General features: G+C 62.9%; 13 protein-coding genes. 7 read left to right on the top strand and 6 right to left on the bottom strand.

Going from position 1 to position 15186, the window contains the following annotated elements:
* Window positions 1-280: 280 nt before the first annotated feature.
* The 3 genes from LZ518_RS13220 to hflK all read right to left on the bottom strand — a co-directional run bounded on the left by LZ518_RS13220 (window position 281) and on the right by hflK (window position 3880).
* Window positions 281-1855, bottom strand: a complete 1575-nt coding sequence (locus LZ518_RS13220) for a Do family serine endopeptidase (RefSeq protein ID WP_249916436.1) — start codon at window positions 1853-1855, stop codon at window positions 281-283.
* A gap of 79 nt (window positions 1856-1934) precedes the next feature.
* Window positions 1935-2792 carry a protease modulator HflC gene (gene hflC, locus LZ518_RS13215; protein ID WP_249916435.1) on the bottom strand — a complete coding sequence of 286 codons (858 nt, stop codon included), beginning with the start codon at window positions 2790-2792 and terminating at the stop codon, window positions 1935-1937.
* Window positions 2789-3880, bottom strand: coding sequence for an FtsH protease activity modulator HflK (hflK, locus tag LZ518_RS13210; protein WP_249916434.1), 1092 nt, complete (start codon window positions 3878-3880; stop codon window positions 2789-2791). The genes hflC and hflK overlap by 4 nt, the downstream gene beginning before the upstream one ends.
* Before the next feature lie 71 nt (window positions 3881-3951).
* Here hflK and LZ518_RS13205 point away from each other — a divergent pair, with 71 nt between their 5' ends.
* The 3 genes from LZ518_RS13205 (at window position 3952) to LZ518_RS13195 (ending at window position 6341) form a co-directional block, all read left to right on the top strand.
* Window positions 3952-4914: an Mrp/NBP35 family ATP-binding protein gene (locus LZ518_RS13205; protein WP_249916433.1), complete on the top strand. Its 963-nt coding sequence runs from the start codon at window positions 3952-3954 to the stop codon at window positions 4912-4914.
* A gap of 27 nt (window positions 4915-4941) precedes the next feature.
* Window positions 4942-5379, top strand: coding sequence for a CoA-binding protein (locus LZ518_RS13200; protein WP_249916432.1), 438 nt, complete (start codon window positions 4942-4944; stop codon window positions 5377-5379).
* A 98-nt stretch (window positions 5380-5477) separates the two neighbouring features.
* Window positions 5478-6341: a hypothetical protein gene (locus LZ518_RS13195; protein ID WP_249916431.1), complete on the top strand. Its 864-nt coding sequence runs from the start codon at window positions 5478-5480 to the stop codon at window positions 6339-6341.
* Between the two features lie 3 nt (window positions 6342-6344).
* On the opposite strand, the gene LZ518_RS13190 is transcribed toward LZ518_RS13195, so the two are convergent.
* The 3 genes from LZ518_RS13190 to LZ518_RS13180 are packed head-to-tail and all read right to left on the bottom strand — an operon-like array spanning window position 6345 to window position 9316.
* Window positions 6345-7691, bottom strand: coding sequence for a TldD/PmbA family protein (locus LZ518_RS13190; protein ID WP_249916430.1), 1347 nt, complete (start codon window positions 7689-7691; stop codon window positions 6345-6347).
* Window positions 7692-7709: 18 nt separating this feature from the next.
* The gene (gene ubiA / locus LZ518_RS13185; protein WP_249916578.1) at window positions 7710-8558 is read right to left on the bottom strand and encodes a 4-hydroxybenzoate octaprenyltransferase; all 849 of its coding nucleotides are present in this window, start codon (window positions 8556-8558) and stop codon (window positions 7710-7712) included.
* 56 nt (window positions 8559-8614) lie between these two features.
* Window positions 8615-9316, bottom strand: coding sequence for an HAD family hydrolase (locus LZ518_RS13180; RefSeq protein ID WP_249916429.1), 702 nt, complete (start codon window positions 9314-9316; stop codon window positions 8615-8617).
* A gap of 145 nt (window positions 9317-9461) precedes the next feature.
* On the opposite strand from LZ518_RS13180, the gene LZ518_RS13175 reads away from it, so the two are divergent.
* The 4 genes from LZ518_RS13175 (at window position 9462) to LZ518_RS13160 (ending at window position 15177) form a co-directional block, all read left to right on the top strand.
* Complete coding sequence (locus LZ518_RS13175; protein ID WP_249916428.1) at window positions 9462-10202, top strand: 16S rRNA (uracil(1498)-N(3))-methyltransferase; 741 nt, start codon at window positions 9462-9464, stop codon at window positions 10200-10202.
* 70 nt (window positions 10203-10272) lie between these two features.
* Window positions 10273-11643 (top strand): glutamate--cysteine ligase, encoded by a 1371-nt coding sequence (locus LZ518_RS13170; protein WP_249916427.1) that lies wholly within the window; start codon window positions 10273-10275, stop codon window positions 11641-11643.
* Window positions 11644-11796: 153 nt separating this feature from the next.
* On the top strand, window positions 11797-14103 hold the full coding sequence (locus LZ518_RS13165) for a TonB-dependent receptor (RefSeq protein WP_249916426.1): 2307 nt from the start codon (window positions 11797-11799) through the stop codon (window positions 14101-14103).
* Between the two features lie 69 nt (window positions 14104-14172).
* Entirely contained in the window at window positions 14173-15177 is a 1005-nt protein-coding gene (locus LZ518_RS13160; protein ID WP_249916425.1) for an ATP-grasp domain-containing protein, read from the top strand.
* Window positions 15178-15186 lie beyond the last annotated feature (9 nt).

The following is a 15186-nucleotide window of genomic DNA, read 5'->3' as shown; positions in this document are numbered from 1 at the left end:
CAAGTTCCTCAAATGCCAGAACTGTATTCAGATGTCCAAACAGCTGTGTTTTACTATTTACTGGAGTGTGCAGTTGTACTGCCTCGACGCCAACAAGCTCAAAATCATGCAACGACGAGCCGATTTCACGCTCAGTTCGGCCGGACTACAAGCCCGCATTAATCGTACAAACCGATTTGGGTAAGGATTCCGTAGAGCCACGGCAGCATTCGAACATGGATAATATTCAATAACGAAAGGCAGGCCGGCTGTTCTAACGCCGACCTGCCAAACAGTTTACTTAATTTGTGATTTTGATCCCCACAAATCTTTCCGGTGCGGTGCCGCGCTTGATTAGTACCAAAACACTTACTCGGCCGGCCTTTCGCGCCGTGTCGACTGCCGCAAGCACCGCTGCTGGAGTGGTCACCTGCTGGCGGTTGATCGACAGGATCACGTCGCCACGGCGAATGCCCTGCTCCGCGGCGTCGCTGTTCGGGTCGACCGAAGTGATCACTACGCCGCGAAGCGTTTCGGGCAGGCTGAGCGCCCGCGCGATCTGCGGATTAACTGACTGTAGCGATAAGCCGAGAGCAGTTCCCGGCGCCACCGGCGATTCCTGGCCCAGCGCCTGGTCCTGGTCCTGGCCGCCGCCAGACTGCTTGGCGAGGTCCTCCTCGGTCGGCCGCTGACCGACCTGCGCCTGTAGAGTCATTCGACGTCCATCGCGGATGATTTCCAGCGGAACCCGACTGCCGACCGACGTATTGGCGATGATGTAACTAACGGTTTCGTCCAGCGTGACATCACGGCCGTTGACCCGCAGGATCACGTCACCCTGCTGCAGGCCGGCCTTGGCGGCGGCCTGACCGGGCACCACCGAACGTACCAGCTCGCCCCGGTCCTTCGGCAGGCCCAGGCTGTCGGCGATGCTCTCGTCGAGCGGTTGGAGGCCGACGCCCAAATAACCTCGCTGTGGCAATTGCCCGCGACGCAGGGAATCGATCACCGGCTTGGCCGCCTCGGCGGGGATGGCGAGGCCGATGCCGACGCTGGCGCCGGTCGGCGAGATCAGTGCCGAATTGATGCCGATGACGTTGCCGGACATGTCGAACATCGGTCCGCCCGAATTGCCCATGTTGATGCTGGCATCGGTCTGGATGTAGCGGTCATAGGCGCCGCCGCCAGTGATCCCGCGATGGAGCGCGGAAATGATGCCCGCCGTAACCGTGCCGCCAAGGCCGTAGGGGTTGCCAATGGCGACGACCCAGTCGCCGACCCGCGCCTGGCGTGAGTCGCCCCAGTTGACGTACGGCAGGTTCGATCCTTCGATCTTCAGCAAGGCGAGGTCCGATGCCGTATCGCGGCCGATGATCCGGGCCGGATATTCGCGGCGGTCGGCCAGTATCACAGTCACGCTATCGACCGTGCCGGTGCCGTTGACGCCCTGGATAAGGTGGTTGTTGGTAACGATGTAGCCGTCCGGAGACACCAGAAAGCCGGAGCCGAGCGAGCCCGCCTCACGGGTCTGCGGGCTATCCTGGCCCTGCCCCTGCCCCTGGCCCTGCCCTTGTCCCTGGCTGTCGGGAACCTGGCCGCCGAAGCGGCGGAAGAATTCCTCGAACGGGTCGACCTGGCGGCGGACCGGGATGCGCTGCTTGGTCGAAATGTTGACCACCGCTGGCGCGAGCCGCGCGGCAAGGTCGGCGAACGATGTCGGCGCGCCGGCCCGCGGGGCGATCGTCGAGGGCGCGTTCTGCGCCACCTGAGCTCCAGCCTCGCCGGTCGCAACCGAAAATGCGGTTCCTCCGAGCAGCAGGGCCATGGCGACCCCATAGGCATAACGCACGGGTCGAAACTCCTTAGTCGGCTTCATTTACATTCCTCGCTTGGCTTTCGCATCCCGCGGCGACGCTAGGTCAAGCGCATGAACGCGAATTGAACAGGGCTGGCTCCTATCGTCCAGTAAATTCCTTCAAATATTCATCGTTGGGCGACAGGATTATGTTGGTTGCCGCAGGCTTGCTTCCGTTGACGCCCAGGAAGGTCGTCTCATAGCTCTGCATTGCCCGGTAGAAATTATAGAATTCAGGGTCCCTGCCGAACGCTGCGGCATAGGTCCTCGCTGCCTCCGCATCCGCCTCGGCGCGAATGATCTGCGCATTTTTGAGGCCGGCGGCCTCGATCGAGCGAGCCTCCTGCTGCCTTGCGGTCCGCATCCGGTCGAACGCCGACTGGAGCGGGGTTCCGTCGGGCAGATCGGCTTTCTTGATACGCACGTCGATAATCTCGGCGCCATATTGACGCGCGACCCGATCGAGCCCGCGGCGGATATTGCCCATCACGCCTTCGCGCTCCGGCGAAAGCAGCGAGGCAAACGGCCGCTTGCCCAGTTCATTGCGTAGCTGCGATCCGAGGATCGGCGCCAGCGAGCGTTCGAACTGATCTGTCGAGCGAGCGCGGATATACATCCGCAGCGGATCGACCACCCGGTAGCGGGCAAAGGCGTCGACCTCGAGCCGTAGCTGGTCGGTCGACAGCACTTGCTGCTTGTCCATCTCGATATCGCGGACGCGCTTGTCGATCCAGTCGATGCGATCGACGAACGGGATCCGGATGGCCAGGCCGGCGCCGACCTGCCCGATCTGCGCGCCGTCCTTGTAGCGGTTGATGATCCGGACCGGCTTGCCGAAGCGGGTGATGATCCCCTGCTTGGTCTCGGGCACGATCGAAATGCTGCTGACCAAAGTCATCAGCAGGAAAAAGCCGATCAACAGGGACATGATCGGATGGCGGCGAATGGCGTCGGTCATTGCTCGGTCGCCTTTGGCGTGCTGCGCCGAAGTTCGCCGAGCGGCAAATAAGGCGTCACCCCCGGCGTCTCGACGATGGTCTTGTCGACGTTCTGCAGGATTCGCTCCATCGTTTCATAATACATGCGCCGCTTGGTCACCCCCGGCGCCAGCTTGTACTGCTCGTAAACTTTCTCGAACGCGGTCGCGTCACCCTGCGCCTTCTGCCGCAACTGCAGCGCATAGGCATTGGCCTGGTTGATATAGCTCTGAGCCTTCTGCTGGGCGGCATTGACCTCCTTGAAGGCGTCATTGACCGCCGCCGGCGGATCCGCCTGGCGAATTGCGATGCCCTGGATCACCACTCCGGACTGATAGCCGTCGAGGGTTTGCTGCATCTCTTCCTGCACCCGCGATTCGATGTCGCCGCGCTTGACGCCGATCGCGTCCTGCAGGGTCACCTGGGCGACGATCTGCCGCATGGAGCTTTCCGCCACCTGCCGGATCGTCTCCTCGGGTTCGGCCAGCTCGTAGAGAAATTGCTCGGGGTCGCGGATCAGCCAGCGGACCTGGTAGGCGATGTCGATGATGTTCTGGTCGCCGGTCAGCATCAGCGTTTCCTCGGCGGCCGAACCGATGTCGATGTTACGGGTCTCGCCGACGTTGACCTTTTGCACCCGGTCGATCGGCGACGGCAGCGTCAGGCCTATACCGGGCGCCAGCGTATGGCTGTAACGGCCGAAGCGAGTCACAACCCCGCGCTCCTCCGGGGCAATTCGGTGCATTGTGGTCACCAGCATCCAAAGCGCCGCCAGGGCAACGGCGGCCCAAAATATCAGCGATCCGTTTGGCCGGCCGCCGAAGCTGATGCCGCCGCCTCCGGGTCCTCCGCCGCCCAACCGCCCCCGGCTGCGCTTCAGGAAATCGTCGAGCGAAGTCACCGGCGCGGGACGGCCTCCTCGCTTCTTGGGCGGCTCGCCCCAGGGTCCTGCCGGCTCGTCGCCGGGAGGCGGATCGTCACCGCCAGAGCCCGGAGGCGAACCCCATGGACCCTTGTTGTCGCTGAAAAAGGCACGCCCGCGGGCGCCCCACCCGGATAAAATCGACATGGCCCCATAATAAGTAGGGTTTCGCCGAAAAACAGTGCCGCCTGTCGAAAAGGCGATTAAGGGCGCCCGACATGGCCGCTGACGAACTTCTAAATAGCTTGGACGATCTGCCCGACGCGGACCGAATCCGGTCTCGAAAGCTGGTCGGCGACATTGTAACAATCGTTGCGGATGCGTCAGGACTTAATGATCCTGAACGCAGCGCTTTGGAAAAAAGGCTAAAAGACGGAGCTGTGTCGCTGCCCGGCATTCGCGAAGCCCGGGTAGCACTGACCGCTTCCAAACCCGGCCGAACCTATATTGCGATCGGATCGGGCAAGGGCGGCGTCGGCAAGTCGACGCTCACGACCAATCTCGCAATAAGCCTGGCGCGGATGGGCAGGAAGGTTGGGATCGTCGATGCCGACATCTATGGCCCGTCGCAGCCGACGCTGCTCGGAACGAACGAAAAGCCCCACGCCGAGAATGACAAGCTGGTGCCGATCGAAGTCCAGGGGGTAAAGCTGCTGTCGGTCGGGCAGTTGGTGCCCCCCGGCCAGGCGCTGGCGTGGCGCGGCCCGATGGCGTCGGGCGCACTCAATCAGCTGGTTGAGGGCGACTGGGGCGATACCGAAATCATCCTGATCGACCTGCCCCCGGGGACCGGCGACGTTCAGCTGTCGCTGGTCCAGAAGTCGCGGCCCGCGGGCGCGGTGATCGTCTCCACGCCCCAGGACCTGTCACTGATCGATGCAACGCGGGCGATCGACCTGTTCGGCAAGACAAGCGTGCCGGTGCTTGGCGTGATTGAAAATATGGCCGGCTACCAATGCCCACATTGCGGTGAGAGCAGCGATCCCTTCGGGCACGGCGGTGCCGAGACTTCGGCTGCCAAATTGGGCGTTCCCTTTCTTGGTCGCCTGCCGCTTTCGCCCAGCCTGCGCGAGGCCTCTGACGCAGGCCGGCCGCCGGCTGCCGAGCACGGACCGGCCGCCGACGCCTTTGCAGCCCTGGCCCGCCGCCTGCTTGAAGAGCTGGAGAAAGTTGCCACCTGAAGCATTGATGCATTCAGGAGGACTGCCATGCCGCTGACCGCCGACGGGGATATTGCGGAGCTTTTGCTTGGCGCCCGCACCATTGCGATGGTCGGGGCATCGGACCGGCCCAATCGCCCGTCGAACCGGGTGATGAGCTTTCTCCAGGGCCAAGGTTACCGGGTCATCCCGGTCAATCCGCAGATCACCGGCGAGCATATCCACGGCGAATATGTCTGGCGCGAGCTTGCCCAGATCGGCGAGCCGATCGACATCGTCGACATCTTCCGCCGGTCGGAATTTGCCGGCGAGGCGGTCGATCAGGCCATCGCGGCCGGGGCCAAGGCGGTGTGGATGCAGCTTGGCGTGGTCGACGATGCCGCGGCCGCCCGCGCGGAAGCGGCGGGGCTCAAAGTGGTGATGGACCGCTGTCCGGCGATCGAAATCCCAAAACTGGGAATTGCTCCTTTAAATCCAGTCGCTTGACTCAAAAGTAGATTCGGCAGACCTTCCGCTCGGATGCGCGGCCTATCGGGGGCCGGTCAGGGCGGCGCAGGGGTCATTCACCGGCCGAGGGGCAAGCGATGAAACGACTGATCGTGCGTGCCGCGCTACTGTCGGGCGCGGTGGTGGCTCTCAATCCCGCATTCGCCAACCATAGTTGGGGCGGTTATCATTGGGCTCGGACCAGCAATCCCCTCAAGCTGGACGTCATGACGGCGATCACGACTTCGAAATGGGGATCCTCCGTCGGAACGTCGGTCAGCGACTGGGAACAATCCCCTGTGCTTAGCCTGACGCAGAAGGCCGCAACCGGCGTCATTGCCAAGAAATGTACCGCGATCCCGGGCAAAATTCTGGTCTGCAACGCGGCCTATGGACAGCGCGGCTGGCTTGGCATCGCCAGCATCTGGCTAAATGGCAGCCATATCACCCAGGCCACGACCAAGCTTAACGACAGCTATCACGACCTGGCGCCGTACAATACTGCACCCTGGCGCGCGCTCGTCGCCTGCCAGGAAATCGGACATGATTTCGGGCTGGCCCACCAGAACGAGCAGTTCGATCCGCCCAATCTGGGCAGCTGCATGGATTATACCAATGATCCCGACGGCGGCGGAGCCTATGGGCCCAGCAACATGCATCCGAACCAGCACGATTATGACCAGCTGGCCGCGATCTACTCGCACGTCGATTCAACCAACACTTCCTCGGCGCAGACCACGAATTTCGGCGCGCGCGTTCCGGGCCGGGCGCCGACGACGCCGCCCGGATTGGAAAATGAGCCTGGCGACAGCCCGGCGGAATGGGGCTCGGCGATACACTATGACGGCAAGGGCCGCCCGGATGTCTTCGTCAAGCAACTGGCAAAGAGTAAGAAGGTCACCCACGTCTTCTGGGCACCCGGCGAAGGTCCGCCGGGCCAACAGAAGCATCACGACGACTAGGCTTCAGCCACTTGCCACCGTCATTTGCGGCACCAGTAGCGTCGGGCTGTCGACGCCGCGCCGGAAACGCAGGTCGTTAGCGGGCTCCAGGATCGCGAACATCTGCTTGAGGTTCGAGGCAATGGTGATCTCCCCGACTGCCGGACCTATTTCGCCATTGCTGATCAGGAAGCCCGCAGCCCCGCGCGAATAGTCACCGGTAACCCCGTTGACCCCCTGCCCGATCAGCTCGGTGACCAGGATGCCATGTTTGATATCGGCAATCATTTCTTCGCGGCTACGTTTGCCGGATTGGAAATAAAGATTGGAAGGCCCCGCGCCCGGAGCACCCGACACTCCGCGCACCGCATGGCCCGTGGGCTCAATCCCGAGCTGGCGTGCCGACGCGCTTTCCGCCAGCCATGTCGTCAGAACCCCGTCACTGACCAGGTCCATCGGTTTGACCGGCAGCCCTTCCCCGTCGAATGCGCGGCTTCTGAGGCCGCGCTGACGGAACGGATCGTCATGGATGGTGACTCCAGGGGCGAATAGCTGAGTTTCGAGCGCGTCGAGCAGAAAGCTCGATTGGCGGGCGATTGCGGCGGCGCTGATCGCGGCGACGAAATGACCAAGCAAGGTCGTGGCGACTCGCGGATCGAACAGCACCGGCATTGGGCCCGCCTTGATGCTGACCGGCGCAAGGCGCGCCACGGCACGCTCACCTGCGCGGGTGCCAATCTCATTGGGCGCTTCAAGATCGTCGCAGTGACGCGCGGAGTGCCAGGCATAATCGCGCTGCATCGCCCCCGCTTCCCCGGCGACCACGCTCGCCGAATTGCTGTAGCCGGTTGCACGGGTCGCGCCTGAGAAACCGGCGCTGGTGGCGATCGCAAAAATCGAGGCCGACGCCGAGGCGCTGGAGCCGTTGCTGTTGGTAACGCCGTCAATCGATCGAGCGGCGTCCTCCGCGGCCAGCGCCCGCTGCTTTAGCTCGGCGGGGTCGGGATCGCCGCCGTCATCGAGATCTAGGTCGATGGGGTTGCCCCGGAACAGAAGTTCTTCGGGCGCCAGCCCAGCATATTGGTCCTCGGGCGCTTCACCGGCCATCGCCAGCGAACGTTCGACCAGCGCCGCCAACGCATCCGGCGACAGGTCGGACGAGGCGATGGTTGCGCTCCGCTTGCCGACGAACACCCGAAGGCCGATTTCCTCGCCCTCGCTGCGGTGGACATCCTCGAGCGCGCCGAGACGGACGCTGACGCCTTGCGATCGTTCGCCGACATAGACTGCATCGGCCGCATCGGCGCCCTGCTTGCGTGCCTGTTCGATGAGTGAGACGGCCCGGTCACGGGCAGCTGCGGGGGAAAGCATGGCGGTGCGGTTAGGCGCTCAACCGGCCGACGACAAGCCGACGACGAGGAAGCCGGCGAACAGAAGAAGCCCCGTGAACCGGTTCGACCGGAACAGGGCGAGCGCCTTGGCTCCATTGTTGGGATTGGCCCTGGCGACTTGAACAGCAAGATGGATTGCGCCGGGCAACAGGGCCAACAGGGCGAACCAGTCTGGCCGGACCAGCCAGAGCGCAGCCGCCCAGCCGGCCACGGCCAGAAGATAGCAGACTCCGACACCGATCCTGGCGTTCGAGCCCAGTGCGCGAGCGCTCGACTTTACGCCGACCAGCTCGTCGTCCTCGATGTCCTGGATCGCGTAAAGCGTGTCATAGCCAATCACCCAGAAGATACTGCCGAGCCACAGGACGAGCGCGGGAAGCTCGAACCTTCCGGTTACGGCCGGCCACCCGACCAGCGCGCCCCAGCTGAACACCAGCCCGAGCCAGGCCTGCGGCCACCAGGTGATGCGCTTCATGAAGGGATAGGCCGCGACCGGGAAAATGCTGATCAGCGCGACGGCCTGGGCGACCCGCGGCAATTGTAGAAGCACGACCAGGCCAATCAGCGACAGTCCAATGGCCAGCACCCAGGCCGCCGCGGGAGAGACCCGCCCCGATGCCAGCGGCCGCAGCCGGGTCCGCTCGACCCGCCGGTCGAGGTCGCGATCGACGATATCGTTATAGACGCAGCCCGCCGAGCGCATTGCAAAGGCCCCGAGAAGTAGCCAGCCATAGAGTATCCACTCGCCCTGCACGCCAGCGAGCGCCACGCTCCAGGCGCAGGGCCAATAGAGCAGCCAGGTTCCGATTGGCCGATCGATCCGCATTAGCGATGCGTAGGGCCGCATTGCCGTCGGCAATGCGCCGATGAGTCCCGTCCGCTCGCTATCCGGAACGAGGTCCGTCACGCCGCCTCGGCGCGATCGAGCCAGTTCACCAGCGCAGCCAGCGACGGCAATTCGATGAAGCGCGGATGGTCGGCAGGCGCGGGCCGCTGCTCATGGCTCCAGCCGAGCGGCTGCGGGATATAGGCCGCCCAGGCACCCACCTCGAGTGCCGGGAACACGTCGGATCTCATCGAATCCCCGGCCATCAGCGCTTCCGACGGTTCGACCCCGTTGCGCTGGAAAATTCCGGCAAAGGTGGCGGCCTGCTTGTCGCTGACGATCTCGATGCCCGAGAAATGGTCGCCGAGCCCCGATGCGGCGAGCTTTGCCTCCTGATGGAACAGGTCGCCCTTGGTCACCAGCACCAGCCGCGCCCGGTCGGAGAGCGCAACCAGCGTCTCCTCGATGCCGTCGAACAGCTCGACCGGATGGGCGTGAAGCGCTTTACCCGCATCCAATATGTCGCGGATGACGGAGGCCGGCACCTCATCGCCGCCAAGCTCCAGCGCCGTCTCGATCATCGACAGGGTGAATGCCTTGGCTCCGTATCCGAACAGGTTCAGGTTACGGATCTCGCAAGCTTCCAGTGCGGACCGGGCGATGCCGGCGTCGGCGAACGGCTCAAGCATCCGCACCAGCGCGTCCTGAGTCTCGTGGAAGAAACGCATATTGTGCCAGAGCGTGTCGTCGGCATCGAGGCAGATGAGGTCGATGGGCATGGGTCTAACTAACCCGCTTCGTCATCGCCGCGAAATGATGAAAACGGACCATGCCCCACATGGCCCTGGTTTTCATCATGGGACCTAGCGCGAGCAAAGAAAAATCTGGGTTCCCGCTTCCGCGGGAAAGACGATAGTGAGGGAAATGCCCGCCACTCCCGCCTGGCCGCCAAAAAGCTTGCCACGCCTTTATGTCGCGGCGCCGCTCGGCGCCGGCGCGAGGGTCGAGCTTGACGCTGCCCAATCCAATTATCTTGGCAATGTCATGCGCCTCAAGGAAGGCGACCAACTGCTGTTGTTCGACGGGATGTCCGGGGAATGGCTAGCCGCAATCGCCGAGGCCGGAAAGAAACGGATGACGTTACTGGTCGACGAGCCGACTCGTCCGCAAGAGGCGGTGCCGGACCTTTGGCTGGCCTTCGCACCTGTCAAGAAAGGCCGGGTCGACTGGCTGGTCGAAAAGGCGGTCGAGCTTGGTGTCGCGCGCCTGCTTCCCGTTGTCAGCCAACGGACGATCGTCGACAAATTGAATCTCGACCGGATGCGCGCTCACATCATCGAGGCGGCCGAGCAGTGCGGCCGTACCGCGCTGGCCGACATCGACGAGGCGATGAAGCTGGACAGCTTTCTCAAGGTGCGCGACCCAGCCCGCACGCTCTACTTTGCCGACGAAACCGGCGGCGAGGCCGCTTCCAAAGCGTTCAAGCCCGGCCCGGCGCTGGTCCTCGTCGGGCCCGAGGGCGGTTTCACCCCCGGCGAAGCGGCCGCGATCCGGTCCGCGCCCAATGCCTTGCCGGTCAGCCTTGGCCCACGCATCCTTCGCGCCGAAACCGCAGCACTGGCTGCGGTCGCCGCCTGGATGGCCGCTGTCGGAGATTGGCAATAAGCCCGGCTGGGCCAACCATAAGCAGGAAGGGCTGGCGCGGGTTCCGCCGCGCCGCTAAGCCCGCCGCCGCATGACTACCCGCACCGACCTTTCGGCGAGCCCGCTGATCGAAAGCCGCGACGATCTACTCTCCGTATTTCAGGGCGGAGAGAAGCAGCGCGAGGCGTGGCGGATCGGCACCGAACATGAGAAGTTCGTCTATCGGCTGAGCGATCACCGCGCACCGAGCTGGGACGAGCCCGGCGGCATCCGCGATCTGCTTGTCGGCCTGACCGAGTTCGGATGGCGACCGGTCGAGGAAAATGGCAAGATCATCGCGCTGACCGGCGTGGACGGCACCATCAGCCTGGAGCCAGCCGGCCAGCTCGAACTGTCGGGCGCGCCGCTCATGGATCTTCACCAGAGCTGTGCAGAGAGCGGCCGGCACCTCGAACAGGTCAAGGCGGTCGGAGACCGGCTCGGCCTCGGATTCCTCGGCCTCGGCATGTGGCCCGACAAGGCGCGAAGCGACCTGCCGATCATGCCCAAGGGCCGGTACGAGATCATGCTCCGGCACATGCCCCGGGTCGGTACGCTCGGCCTCGACATGATGCTTCGGACTTGTACCATACAGGTGAATCTGGACTATTCATCTGAAGCCGATATGGTGAAGAAGTTTCGGGTTGGCCTGGCTCTGCAGCCGGTCGCGACAGCTCTCTTCGCCAACTCGCCCTTCACCGAAGGCAAGCCTAATGGCTACCAGAGTTTCCGCAGCCACATCTGGGAGGATACGGATCCCGCGCGAACCGGAATGTTGCCGTTCGTGTTCGAGGATGGGTTCGGTTACGAGCGCTACTGCGACTATGCGCTCGATGTGCCGATGTATTTTGTCTTCCGGGACGGCAAATATATCGATGCAGCAGGGCTCAGCTTCCGCGATTTCCTGGATGGAAAGCTCTCCGTCCTGCCGGGCGAAAAGCCGACAATCGCCGATTGGACCGACCATCTCTCGACCGCCTTCCCCGAAGTGCGCCTGAAGAGCTTCCTTGAGATGCGCGGCGCCGACGGCGGCCGCTGGGGTCGCATCTGCGCCCTCCCCGCCCTGTGGGTTGGGCTGCTATATTCCTCGACCGCGCTTGATGCTGCGTGGGACCGCGTGAAGCATTGGTCGATCGAGGAACGCGAAACGCTTCGCCACGCGGTCCCGCGCCAGGCGCTCGACACCCCGGTTCCCGGCGGTGGCAATGTTCGCGACCTGGCAGCGGAAGTGCTCGATATCGCGTCTGCGGGATTGACCGAGCGGGCCGAACTCAACGCCGCCGGAGACAATGAGGGCGGCTTCCTCGATCCGCTGCGCGAAGTGGTCGCCAGCGGCAAGACTTTCGCTCAGAAGATGCTCGACCGCTACCATGGCGAGTGGAACGGCGATGTGAGCCAGGTCTACGGCGAGTTCAGCTTTTGATCTCTGTGGCGATTCCGCCGCAACGCTCGTGAAAAAATCGCGTAACGGCCCCGTCACATTGACTCGGCTGTAAGCACGCGTAGAGGCGCCAAGGCATAGGGGGGCGGGGCGAGAGAAAAGGCCCGTCCAAAAGCCTTTTCAAGAAAGACGCCCATGCGCCGCACCTCGCAAACCTCGCTCATCGCGTTGGCCACAGCCAGCGCCTTCGCCCTGTTCGCCACGCCGGCATTCGCCCAGGCAACCGGTGACACCGACACGCCCGCCGCCGATGCAACGCAGGCTGCGGCGGAGCCGACTGGCGGGGTTGGCGAGATCGTCGTCACGGCCACCCGCCGGAGCGAGAACCTGCAAGACATTCCGCTGTCGGTCGCGACGATCGGCGACGAGACACTGGCGGCGATCAATACCGGCGGTGCCGACATCCGCGGCCTGTCGGGACGCGTCCCAAGCCTCAACATTGAAAGCTCATACGGACGCACCTTCCCGCGCTTCTACATCCGCGGCCTCGGCAATACCGATTTCGACCTTAACGCATCGCAGCCGGTCAGCCTGGTCTATGACGATGTCGTCCTCGAAAACCCGATCCTGAAGGGTTTCCCGGCATTTGATGTCGACCGGATCGAGGTGCTCCGCGGACCGCAAGGCACGTTGTTCGGCCGCAACACGCCGGCCGGCATCGTCAAGTTCGATTCGGTTAAGCCCGGCCAGGGTCGCAACTATGCGCGGATCAGCTGGGGCAGCTACAATACGATCAACGCCGAAGGCGCGGTCGGCTATCAGTCGAGCGACGAGTTCGCTGTCCGCCTGTCGGGCCTTTGGCAGCACCGCAGCGACTGGATCGACAATCTTGACGAGCCGGGCGACAACGATCTCGAGGGCTATAACGATCGCGCTCTGCGTGGTCAGATCATGTGGAAGCCGGCCGAGGATCTTACGCTTCGGCTGTCTGGACAATATCGCAACATGGACGGCAACGCCCGCATCTTCCGGGCGAACCTGTTCGCGACGGGCTCCAACGATCTCGTCGGTATTGACGAGAACGGCGATGCAGGCGGCAAATTCCATCGTGACGAAGTCCGCGCCGACGGCATCAACTTCCAGCATTTGAAGACATGGAATGCCGCCGGCACCATCGAATATGATTTAGGGCCGGCCACGATTTATTCCGTCACCAGCTATTGGAATGGCGAACTCACCAGCCGTGGCGACATTGATGGCGGCTTTGGCTGCAACGTAGGGCCATTTTGCCCTGGTGGCGGACCGGGAACCATCCCATTCTCCGCGCATACGCAGGACAATGTTCCGAGCCTTGACCAGTTCACCCAGGAATTGCGGATCGCGTCGAACAATAGCACTGGCCTAGGCTACCAGGCCGGCATTTTCTACTTTGACGAAGATCTCGACATTGAATCCTTCGATTTTACGGGACCACAGTCAACGACCGTCTGGGCCATTGCGACGCAGCGCCAGGAAAGCAAGGCGCTGGGGATCTTCGGATCCGTCAATTACAAGTTTGAGAATGGTCTGACCGTCCAGGCCGGAGCCCGCTACAATCACGACAAGCGGAAGATGGTGGCAGCCCGGCCGCTCGACACGCGCCCATTCTTCCCGGGCTTCCCAGTCGACCCGGTCGAAGAGAAAGTCAGCGCCAGCGTTCTGACCTGGGACTTGAGCGCGATCTACGAACTCAATCAGGACGTCAACGTGTTCGCCCGCGTTGCCAAGGGCTATCGGGCGCCTTCTCTGCAGGGACGCTTGCTGTTCGGTAGCGAAATTTCGGTCGCCGACCCCGAGAAGACCATGTCGTACGAGGCCGGGTTGAAGTCGATCCTGCTCGACCGCCTGCTGCGCTTGAACGTGACGGCTTATTATTTCGACACCAAGGATCTTCAGCTGACCGCGGTTGGCGGCGCTTCAAACTTCACTACCCTGCTCAATGCTGACCATGTAAAGGGTCACGGTGTCGAAGCCGAGCTCGAAGCACGTCCGGCGACTGGCCTGACCCTGACCGCCGGCGTCAGCTACAATTACACCAAGATCGATTCTCCGGGCCTCGGCGTTGCGATTTGCGGCGCCCCTTGCACGGTAACCGATCCGATCATCGCGCCGGGGATTGCATCGATCGACGGCAATTCACTGCCTCAGGCGCCCAAATGGACGCTCAACTGGACCGCGGGTTACGAGCATCCGGTTGGCCCAGGTTCGGTCTATGTGTTCACCGACTGGTACTATCGCTCGAAGGTCGACTTCTTCCTCTACAAGTCGGTCGAATTCTCGGACGACCATTTGCTCGAGGGCGGCCTGCGCATCGGCTACAAGACCGATCGCTACGACATTGCCGCCTTTGCCCGGAATATCAACAACGACAAGAGCGCCGTCAGCGGCATCGACTTCAACAATTTGACCGGAATGGTCAACGAGCCGCGGATCTTCGGCATCGAGGCCGGCATCAAGTTCTAAAGGTCGACACTTCGAACTTCAGACGGGCGGCGGGCTTCAACTCGCCGCCCGTTCGTTTATCGTGGCGCCATGCCCACTTCGCTTCCGATCACCGACGCCAAGTTGCTGCTCGCATTCGGCGCCGATCGCGAAGACCAGTTCAAAGCCAGGCACGGACGAGTCAGGCTAGACGGGTCCACGGACCTGTTCGAGCTGATCGACCCTGCCACTCCGCACCATCGACTGCAGGTTACCCGCCAATTCCTTCGGCAGAAGCGGCGGCCCAACCTTACGCCCTACCGCCACATCCTGAACCTGATCACCGAGCCCGAGCGCAATGACAAGGTGCTTGAAGTCCTCCGCCTCCTGTTGCGCGGCGTGCCTGGGAAGGTGATCAACCGACCCGAGGCCGTGCTTCGGTCGAGCCGCGACCAAATGGCCAAGCGGCTTGCTGATATTCCCGGCCTGCTGGCGCCAAAGGTTGTTCGTTTGAAGGGATTGGCTGCCCCGGCCCGTATCGTGGATGCATTGGAACGGGCGGGCATTGAGTTTCCGCTGATCTTGCGCCAGCCGGGAACTCATTTGGGAACCACCCAGGCCCTGGTCGACGACCTCGAGCAACTGATCGCAGCAATGGCCGGCGGCGCCGAATTCTTCGCGACCCAGTTTGTCGACTATCGAAGTGGTGATGGTCTATATCGCAAGTATCGCGTGTGGTTCATCGGCCCGCACACCATCTTCAGACACATGTTTGTTTCCGACCATTGGAACGTCCACAACAAGGACGGCATCCGGTTCATGGCCGATCGACCCGACTTGCTGGCGGAAGAAAAGGCGCTGTTTGCCCAGCCAGACGGAGCCTTCTCAGCGGACATCCGGCAAGTGCTGGTGGCGATGCGCGAACGCGTCGATCTCGATTTCTTCGGCCTCGACTTCGGAATCATGCCCGACGGCAGGATGATTCTATTCGAAGCCAATGCGACGATGAACTTCTTTTCGACCTTGCCCAACGAACAGTTCGCCTATGTGCGCGCCTGCGTCGCTCCGGCGAGGGCGGCATTTCGCGAGCTGATCGGCCTTACCAACGAACCCTAGTCGCCAAGA

It is taken from the genome of Sphingomonas brevis, from assembly GCF_023516505.1.
Classification (GTDB): Bacteria; Pseudomonadota; Alphaproteobacteria; order Sphingomonadales; family Sphingomonadaceae; genus Sphingomicrobium; species Sphingomicrobium breve.
The sequence above is the reverse complement of the archived record's forward strand: the minus strand, read 5'-3'. Positions and strand labels throughout refer to the sequence as shown.